We start from the raw sequence: 9,084 nt of genomic DNA on the forward strand, positions 1-9,084 counted from the left end.
CGCCGTTTTGCGTCGAATGCGGCGGTCAGCAGCAGCCGTGGCCGCCGTGCTGCTCGCCGCCGGCGACCGCCGCTACGCCCACCGTCTCGCCGCGTTGGGAGGCCAGCGCGTGCTGGTGGATCACGTGCGACACGCAGGCGGTGACGCGCTTGCCCATCGGGATGTGCAGGAACTCGTTCGGACCGTGCGCATTGCTGTGCGGACCCAGCACGCCGGTGATCATGAACTGCGCGCCCGGGAACTTCTCGCCGAGCATGCCCATGAACGGGATGCTGCCGCCTTCGCCCATGTACATCGCGGGCTGGCCGAAGAACGCACGGCTGGCTTCGCCGATCGCGGTCGACAGCCACGGGGACAGCGCCGGCGCATTCCAGCCCGTGCTCGCTTTTTCCAGCTCGAGCGTGACGTGCGCGCCGTAGGGCGGATCCTGCGTGATCGCCTGTTCGAGCAATTCGCCGGCGCGCTTGCCGTCGAGCGTCGGCGGCAGGCGCAGCGAGAGCTTCACGGCGGTGAACGGACGCAGCACGTTGCCGGCCGACTGCAGCGACGGCATGCCGTCGACGCCGGTCACCGACAATGCCGGGCGCCATGTGCGGTTGAGCACGAGCTCGGTGAGGTCGTCCGCCATCGGCGTCATGCCGTCGAGGAACGGGAACTTGTCGTAGACCGCGGTATCGAGCACGCGCGCGGCTTCCTGCGCCTGCGCGAGGCGCTCGGCCGGCACTTCCACGTGCATGTCCTCGATGAGGATGCGGCCGGTGGCCTGGTCCTCGATGCGTGAGAGCAGGGAGCGCAGGATGCGGAAGCTCGACGGCACCACGCCGGACGCGTCGCCCGAATGGACGCCCTCGTGCAGCACGCGCACGGTCAGGTTGCCGCCGGCGAGGCCGCGCAGCGAGGTCGTGCACCAGAGCTGGTCGTAGTTGCCGCAGCCCGAGTCCAGGCAGACCACGAGCGACGGCTTGCCGATGCGCGGGGCGAGGTGGTCGACGTAGGCCGGCAGGTCGTAGCTACCGGATTCCTCGCAGGCCTCGATGAGGATCACGCAGCGCGCATGCGGCAGGCCCTGTTCGCGCAGCGCCATGATCGCGGTGAGCGAGCCGAAGATCGCGTAGCCGTCGTCCGCGCCGCCGCGGCCGTAGAGGCGGTCGCCCTTGATCACCGGCGTCCACGGACCGAGGTCCTCGTCCCAGCCCGTCATCTCGGGCTGCTTGTCCATGTGCCCGTAAAGCAGCACGCAATCGTCGGATCGCCCGCCGTTCGCCGCCGGGATCTCGACATAGATCAGCGGCGTACGGCCTTCCAGGCGCACGACTTCGAGCGTCATGCCGTCGATGGCCTGGGCGCGCGCCCACTGCTCCATCTGCGCGATGGCCTGGTCGATGTAGCCGTTGGCGACCCAGTCGGCATCGAACATCGGCGACTTGCAGGGGATGCGGATGTAGTCGACGAGCTGGGGAACGATCTCGTCGTCCCACTTCTTCGATACGAAGGATTCGACGCGGGAAGCGTCCATCGGAGCCTCGGGGGGCGGTGAAAGGCGGTCGACAATTCTACCGCCCCGCCCGTGTGGGACTTTTCCTACGCCGCGCTACGGTGAATCCCGCCGCCACGCGGGGCGGTCGCCGATCGGCGGGGCGGGACGTCGTCGGGACACTGTCTCCACCGGCCGGAAGGCCATCCACCCGACAAGGACACCGTCATGAAGCTCTCCCGCCTGATGCAGGCCCTCGCCCTCTCGATCGCCCTCGCCGGCACCGCCGTCGCCGCCGTTCCGGCGCCGCGTCCCGCCGCGCCCGCCGCCGCGGTCGAGCGGGTCAACGTGAACACCGCCGACGCCGGCACGCTCGATCGCGTGCTGGTCAACGTCGGCCCGGCCAAGGCCGAGGCGATCGTCGCCTACCGCAAGACCAACGGGCCGTTCCGCTCCATCGACCAGCTCGCGCTGGTGAAGGGCATCGGGCTCAAGACGATCGAGCGCAACCGCGGCCGCATCCTGCTGGGCAACGTGCCGGCCGCGCGTTCGACCGCCGGCGGCCGCACCGCGGCCCGCACCGCGAGCCTCGCGCACTGACCGCACACCGGCCGCAGGGATGACGGCCGGCCGGCCAGGACGCCGGCCACGCGGGGAAGGGACCCCGACAGGGATGTGGGCCGTCGACGGGCAGGAAGCCCGCCGGCGGCCGCCGCCCACGCGCGACGGCATACTTCCGGTTCCGCACTGCCCCGCCACGACATGCCGGCCCGATCCCGCGTCATTCCGTCCTACGAGTACCGCCGCAGCCGGTGGACCAACGGCGCCGGCTGGACGCGCGAGATCCACGCGGAGCCTGCGGAAGGCGGGGACTGGGACTGGCGCCTGTCGATCGCCGAGGTCGGCGCGGACGGGCCGTTCTCGACCTTCGAAGGCGTCGATCGGGAGCTGGTGCTGCTGTCGGGCGAGGGCATGCGGCTGCGCTTCGACGACGGCGCGGTCGTCGACGTCATGCCGCCGTACGGACGCCACCGTTTTCCCGGCGAGGCGGCGGTGCAGGGCGAACTCGTGGCCGGCCCCACGCACGACTTCAACCTGATGTGGCGACGCGGGCGTTACGCCGCGGATCTCTGGCGGCGTCCGCTGGTGGGCGCGATGGTGGTGTTCGCGGAGCCGCGCACGACCTGGGCGGTCCACCTGCTCGCGGGCCACGCGCGCTTCGCCGATGCGAGCGGCCTGCCCGACCTCGCGATGGGCGACACCGCCCTCCTCGAAGCGGGCGAGGATCGTCTGCGCCATGTGATCGACGGCGGCGGCGAAGCGCTCTTCATCCGGCTCACGCCGTGCGGCGCCGCGCCGCGCGGAGCGCTCGAGACGCCGCCCGCAACGGGGCCGGAGTGACGATCAGGCCACGGCGAGGCCCAGGATCGTCGCGAACAACAGCGTCGAAAGGCCCATCACGCTGAAGACCATCTGGCGCGGTGTGCGACCACGGGCCCAGAGCCACAGCCCGGACAGCCCGAGCAGCACCATCCCGATCGCGAAGCTGTCCTGCAGCAGGCGCCAGGCCAGCCCGCCGCCCACGCCCTTGTGCATCCGCAGCAGCGCCGCCAGCGGCGACTGCACGGTGCGCTTGAGCTCCGCGGTCGCGTTGCCCGGGACGTAGTCCAGGGACCAGGTGCGCCGTGCGGTGCCGCCGCCGAGCGACCACTTCGCCGGTTGCCTGACCTCGCGGCCGCCGACACGCCCGCCCTCGGGCTTGCCGCCGCGCATCGACGTCGCCTCGAGGCGGTACGCGTCGCGGAGCCAGTCGCGCAGCGCTTCGCGGCTTCCGCGTGCGCTTTCGGGCACGGCGAGCGTGAGCGGCGCCGATTCCTCCGCGCTGCCCTGCGGCCAGGGATTGTCGCCCGACCGATGGTTCATCAGCAGGCCCGTGGTGCCGAACAGCAGCGCGGCGAGCGCACCCCAGGCGCCGATCCACAGGTGGAGTTGTCGGATCCAGCGATGCGCGCGAACGCGGGCGGCGGGGCGGGTCGCAGCGGTGGTGGTCGCCATGCGGGGCTCAGAAGTCGTAGGTGATGCCCAGGTACGCCGCGCGCGGCGACCCCGGCGACACATTGTCGTTGCTGTTGGCGCTGACGAAATAGCGGCGGTCCAGCAGGTTCTCCACATTGAGCTGCAGGCGCAGCTGCGGCGCCACGCGCAGGTACACGGCGCCGTCCACGCGGACGTAGCCGCCGAGCGCGGTGCGGCTGGCGTCGGTACGGCCCGGCGCCGAGCCCGGGAGCGCGGCATACGTCGCGCCGCGGTACGTCGCACCCAACCCGACGCCCCAGCGCGGCGACAGGTCCACGCGGTTCCAGAGCGACGCACTGTGGCGCGGCAGCTGCGCCAGGCGCGTCCCGGCGGGACTCGTGGCCGACAGCGCCTTGGTGAGTTCACCGTCCTGGTACGCGTAGCCGGCGATCACGCGCCATGCCGACGTGACCTGGCCGGAAAGCTCGAGTTCCAACCCCTGCGTGCGCTGCCCGTCGACGAGGATCGACCGCGTGCTGTCCTCGGGATCGGGCGCGATGACGTTGCCCCGATCGAGACGGTAGAGCGCGGCCGACAGCATGACGTCGCGCGTGGCCTGCCACTTCGCCCCGAGTTCGCGGTTGACGAACTTCTCCGGCTCCAGCGCCGCATTGCTCGGCGACAGAGAGGCCAGCTGGTCGCCCGCGCGCGGCACGTACGCCAGGCTGTAGCTCGCGTACACCGACAGCGGGGCGACCGGCTTCCAGACCAGCCCCGCACGCGGCGACCACAGGTCGTCCCGCGACGAGGTCAGAGCGCCGGTGCGGTTGTTGCGCAGATCCACCTCGAACCGGTCGTGCCTGATCCCGACCAGCGCCTGCCACTGGGGCGACAGTTCGATCTGGTCCTGCACGTACAGTGCCGCCACCCGGGCGACGCCGTGGTTGTCCGCATCCGTGGCCGAGGGCGCGAACACCAGCGGCCCGGTGTAGCGGCCATCCTCGAGCGCGACGCAGGTCTGGTTGGTGACGTCGCGCGAGCTCGCGCAGCGGTTCGCGGGGAACACGCCGCTCAGGCGGCGGTTGTCGGTTTCCTGGCGTCCGAATTCGGCACCCGCCAGCAGCGTGTGCATCACGCGGCCGGTGTCGAACTTGAACTCCAGATCCGTCTGGTTGAACGCGTTGGTGCGCTGCGTGGCATTGCTGTATGCGCTGATGACCGCGTCGATGCCGCCGCCGGCGCGCGCCACCGTGCCGTTGGCGAACACGTTCTGGTAGGACTTGTCGTAACGCGCCCAGCGCGTCTGGTTGCGCAGCGTCAGGCCGTCCGCGATCGCGTGCTCCACCCGCACCGACGCGATGTCCGCCGTCGCGCGCACCGGGCTGCGGTCCGGATCGCCGAAGAACATGTCGGGGTCGACGTCCACCGGCCGGTCGATGCCGAAGGCGCGCAGGCTCGGCACGCCGCGATCGGCGACGCGCGCGTCGTGGAAGCGTTCGTACGAGAACACGAGCCGCGTCGACTCGGCCGGATCCCAGGTCGCGGTGGGGTTGATGCCGTAGCGACGCAGCGAGAATCCGTCGCGGAAGCTCGACGAATCCTCGTAGAGCCCGGTGACGCGAACGCTCGACGCGTCGCCCGTCGCACCGCCGACGTCGAAGGTGCCGCGACGTCGGCCGTCGCTGCCCAGCTGCAGGCCCAGGTCCCGGTGCGCGTGGCCGTCGGCGGCCTTCATCACGCGATTGACGACGCCGCCCGCGCCGCCGCGGCCGAAGATCATCGCATTCGGGCCCTTCAGCACTTCGACCCGCTCGACGTTGTAGAGGTCGCGGATGTACTGCACGTCGTCGCGGACGCCGTCGATGAAGAGGTCGCCCGTGGTGCTGCTGCCGCGCAGGACCGGGGTGTCGCGGTTGCCTTCGCCCTGTGCGACCCCGACCCCGGGGACGCCGCGCAGCGCGTCGGTGAGGCTGGTCATGCCCTGGTCCTCGATCACGTCGCGCGTGATCACCGAGACCGCCTGCGGCACGTCCTGCAGCGCCGTGTCGGTCTTGGTGGCGGAGCGCGTGGCGCGCGCGCCGTAGCCGTCGCGATGCCCGGTGACCTGCACCCGGTCGAGTTCGATGGGAGAGGCGTCCGGCGCCGCGATGGCTGGGCCGGCGACCGCCAGCGTCAGGGCGAGGGCGAGGGTATTGCGGGGAAGGGCGGCGGGCTGCATGCGGGCTCCTCGGTCGGTCCGACCGGCAGTGACCGCGAAAGCTTAATGATAACGATTCGCATTAGCAACACGAGAAAGCAGGATGTGCCGCGGACAGCCGTCGTCTGCCAGATGAGCGCGAAATCGTTTGTCCGGTTAGCGCGCCAGCACGCAACGTAGGGCCGGCGCGCGCGTCAGCGGTCGTCGCGCGTCCAGGCGACGCCGTCCACCACCTGGACGGGGAAGCGGGCCACGGGCAGGTACGCGGGGCCGCACAGCGGCCGTCCGCTGCGAAGGTCGAACCGCGCCCCGTGCAGGACGCACTCGACGACGCCCTCGCCCGCGTCGATCGGCCCGGCGGACAGTTCGAAGTCCTCGTGCGTGCACTGGTCCTGCACGGCGTAGAAGTCGCCGTCCAGGTTCACGACCAGGATCGGCGTGTCGCCGTCCCAGACCACGCGATGCTCGCCAGGCAGGATCTCGGAAAGACTGCCGACGCGAACCCAGCCTTCCATCTCAGGCCACCGCGCCGGCACTGGCCGGCTTCTCGAGCACCTCGAAGCGGAGATCGTCGCGACGCGGCTGGCCGAAGCGCTCGTCGCCGTAGGGGAACGGCTTGAGGATGCCCGTGCGGCGATAGCCGCGACGTTCGTAGAAGGCGATGAGTTCGTCGCGCACGTCGATCACCGTCATGCGCATGATCGGAAGCCCCCAGTCATCGAAGACCAGCCGCTCGGCGCGTTGCAGGAGCTGCTTGCCGAGCCCCGCGCCTTGCAGCGTCGGACGGATCGAGAACATGCCGAAGTAGCCGCCGCCGTCCTCCTCGGCCACGTGCGCGCAGCCGACGAGCTCGTCGTCGCGCTCGGCCAGCAGGATGACGCTGCGCGCGCGGTCGATGCAGCTCTGCACGTCGTCGGCGCCGGTGCGGCGGCCGTCGAGCAGGTCGGCTTCGGTGGTCCAGCCGGCGCGGCTGGCGTCGCCACGGTAGGCGGATTCGACGAGTGCGACGATCGCGTCGACGTCGTCGTGCGTGGCGGGGCGGAAGCGCAGGTCGGTCATCGGATCAGGCGAGCAGGCGACGGACTTTGTGGATGGCGGCGGCGAGGGCATCGACCTCGGCATGCGTGTTGTAGAAGGCGAACGAGGCGCGGCACGTGGCGGCGACGCCGAAGAAGTGCATCAGCGGATGCGCGCAGTGCTGGCCCGAGCGCACGGCGACGCCTTCGAGGTCGAGCAACGTGGCGAGGTCGTGCGCGTGCGCGCCGTCGACGAGGAAGCTGATCACCGCGGCCTTCTCGCGCGCCTGGCCGAAGATGCGCAGGCCGTCGATCGCCGACAGCGCCTCGGTCGCATGCGCGAGCAGTTCCTTTTCGCGCGCTTCGATCGCCGCCATGCCGACCGAGGACAGGTAGTCGACCGCCGCGCCCAGGCCGACGAAGCCGGCGATGTTCGGCGTGCCGGCCTCGAAGCGATGCGGCGCGTCGTTGTACACCGTGCCCTCGAAGCGCACCTCGCGGATCATTTCGCCGCCGCCGAGGAAGGGCGGCATGGACTGCAGCAGCTCTCGGCGGCCCCAGAGCGCGCCGGTGCCGGTCGGGCCGACCATCTTGTGGCCCGTGATCGCGTAGAAGTCGCAGCCGATCGATGCCACGTCGAGGGCGCGATGCGGCGCCGCCTGTGAGCCGTCCACGACGGTGACGATGCCGCGCCGCCGCGCTTCGCGGCAGATGTCGCGCACAGGATTGACGGTGCCGAGCACGTTGGAGACGTGCGCGAGGCCCAGCAGCTTCACGTCGGGCGTGAGCAGCGCATACAGCGCATCGAGGTCGAGGTCGCCGCGCTCGTCGAGCTCGGCGACCTTGATCACCGCGCCCGTGCGCTGCGCGACGATCTGCCACGGAACGATGTTGGCGTGGTGCTCCATGCGCGTGAGCACGATCGCATCGCCGGGCTTGAGGCGCGGCAGTGCCCAGCTGTACGCGACCAGGTTGATCGCGAATGTGGTGCCACTGCAGAGCACCAGCTCGTCGGCGCGGACGTTGAGGAACGACGCGAGTTTGCGGCGCGCGCCTTCGTAGGCTTCGGTCGCCTCGGCACCGAGCGCATGCACGGCACGGCTGACGTTGGCATTGTGGCGGCGATAGAAGTCGTCGACCGCGTCGATCACCTGCGACGGCTTCTGCGCGGTGTTCGCGGAGTCGAGGTAGACCAGAGGCTTGCCATGGACGTCGCGCGTGAGCAACGGGAAATCCGCGCGCACGCGCTCCCAGTCGACGGCAGGGGCGGCGACCGCGTTCAAGCGCCCTGCATCCGTGTCAGCGCCGCATCGAGACGCGTGGCCAGCACCTCGCGGACGTCAGCATCCTCGAGCACCGACAGCGTCTCGCGGCAGAACGCGGCGGTGAGCAGCGAACGCGCTTCGGCGGCGGGAATGCCGCGCGAGCGGAGGTAGAACAGCGAGGTCGGATCGAGCTGGCCGACGGTGGCGCCGTGCGCGGCCTGCACCTCGTCGGCATGGATGACGAGCACGGGCTGGGAATCGATTTCCGCCGCGTCCGAGAGCAGCAGGTTCTTGTTCGACAGCGCGGCTTCGGTGCCGTCCGCGCCCTCGCGGATCAGGATGCCGCCGTGGAAGGCGGCGCGTGCGCGGCCGCCCGCGAGCCCGCGCCAGGTCAGCTGGCAGCGACCGTCACGACCGACGTGGTCGATCCCCAGGCGTGTGTCGAGATGGCGGCGGCCATCGGCGAGCAGAACGCCGTTGGCGTTCGCACAGGCGCGTTCGCCCTGCAGCGCGATGTCGAGTTCGTGGCGGGAGAGCGCGGCGCCCAGCTCGAGATCCAGCCGATCGTAGGTGGCGTCGCGATCGAGCACCGCGTCGGTCCGCGCGAACAGCGTGGCGCCTGTAGCCTCGTCCTGAAGGCGGGCGTGCGCGAGGCGCGCACCGGCCATCAACCGGACGTGTACGACGGTGGTCGCGAGGTTGGAATGCGTGGACGCCGCGACCACGTGTTCGACGAGCGACGCGCGCGCGCCTTCGCCGAGTTCGATGCGATGGCGCAGGTGGGAGGCGATGTCCGTGCCGGTGGCGGCGCCGATCGACACGAGATGCAGCGGCCGCTCGACGACGGCGCCCGGCGCGACGCGCACGACCGCACCGTCGGCGGCGAGCGCGGTATTGAGGCGCGCGAACGGGCGGTCGGCCCGATCGTCGGCGTCGGCGAAGATCGCGCTGGCGTCACCGCGCTCGAGCAGGGCCGCCAGCGGCTCCACGTCGAGGCCCGCAGGTAGGTCCGAGAGCGCGCTCAATCGCGCGGAAACCCGGCCATTGACGAACACGATCCGCGGCGACGGGATGCCCGCGACCCAGGCCGTGTCCTCCGGTGCCGGCTGCGGCGCG

General features: G+C 71.1%; 9 protein-coding genes. 2 read left to right on the forward strand and 7 right to left on the reverse strand.

Annotation, left to right across the window (positions count from 1 at the left end; all coding sequences use genetic code 11):
* Nucleotides 1-25: 25 nt before the first annotated feature.
* On the reverse strand, nucleotides 26-1,516 hold the full coding sequence (locus E4F61_RS08160) for a M20 family metallopeptidase (protein WP_133479180.1): 1,491 nt from the start codon (nucleotides 1,514-1,516) through the stop codon (nucleotides 26-28).
* Nucleotides 1,517-1,702: 186 nt separating this feature from the next.
* Here E4F61_RS08160 and E4F61_RS08165 point away from each other — a divergent pair, with 186 nt between their 5' ends.
* Both E4F61_RS08165 and E4F61_RS08170 read left to right on the forward strand, forming a co-directional pair.
* A complete protein-coding gene (locus E4F61_RS08165; protein WP_133479181.1) occupies nucleotides 1,703-2,074 on the forward strand; it encodes a ComEA family DNA-binding protein in 372 nt (123 codons plus the stop codon).
* A 162-nt stretch (nucleotides 2,075-2,236) separates the two neighbouring features.
* Nucleotides 2,237-2,875, forward strand: coding sequence for a HutD/Ves family protein (locus E4F61_RS08170; RefSeq protein ID WP_133479182.1), 639 nt, complete (start codon nucleotides 2,237-2,239; stop codon nucleotides 2,873-2,875).
* A gap of 3 nt (nucleotides 2,876-2,878) precedes the next feature.
* Here the strand turns inward: E4F61_RS08170 and E4F61_RS08175 are convergent, their stop codons facing one another.
* From E4F61_RS08175 to sufD, 6 genes are all read right to left on the reverse strand, one after another.
* On the reverse strand, nucleotides 2,879-3,529 hold the full coding sequence (locus tag E4F61_RS08175; protein WP_162301451.1) for a PepSY-associated TM helix domain-containing protein: 651 nt from the start codon (nucleotides 3,527-3,529) through the stop codon (nucleotides 2,879-2,881).
* A 7-nt stretch (nucleotides 3,530-3,536) separates the two neighbouring features.
* Nucleotides 3,537-5,708, reverse strand: a complete 2,172-nt coding sequence (locus E4F61_RS08180; RefSeq protein ID WP_133479184.1) for a TonB-dependent receptor — start codon at nucleotides 5,706-5,708, stop codon at nucleotides 3,537-3,539.
* Between the two features lie 173 nt (nucleotides 5,709-5,881).
* The gene (locus E4F61_RS08185) at nucleotides 5,882-6,202 is read right to left on the reverse strand and encodes a non-heme iron oxygenase ferredoxin subunit (protein ID WP_133479185.1); all 321 of its coding nucleotides are present in this window, start codon (nucleotides 6,200-6,202) and stop codon (nucleotides 5,882-5,884) included.
* Nucleotide 6,203: 1 nt separating this feature from the next.
* Nucleotides 6,204-6,746, reverse strand: a complete 543-nt coding sequence (locus E4F61_RS08190; protein WP_133479186.1) for a GNAT family N-acetyltransferase — start codon at nucleotides 6,744-6,746, stop codon at nucleotides 6,204-6,206.
* 4 nt (nucleotides 6,747-6,750) lie between these two features.
* Nucleotides 6,751-7,986 carry a cysteine desulfurase gene (locus E4F61_RS08195; protein WP_133479187.1) on the reverse strand — a complete coding sequence of 412 codons (1,236 nt, stop codon included), beginning with the start codon at nucleotides 7,984-7,986 and terminating at the stop codon, nucleotides 6,751-6,753.
* Nucleotides 7,983-9,084 (reverse strand): Fe-S cluster assembly protein SufD (gene sufD / locus E4F61_RS08200; RefSeq protein ID WP_133479188.1); only part of this gene is annotated, 1,102 nt, incomplete at its 5' end. The genes sufD and E4F61_RS08195, both read right to left, overlap by 4 nt.

The sequence above is a fragment of the Cognatilysobacter segetis genome, assembly GCF_004359965.1.
Taxonomy (GTDB): domain Bacteria; phylum Pseudomonadota; class Gammaproteobacteria; order Xanthomonadales; family Xanthomonadaceae; genus Cognatilysobacter; species Cognatilysobacter segetis.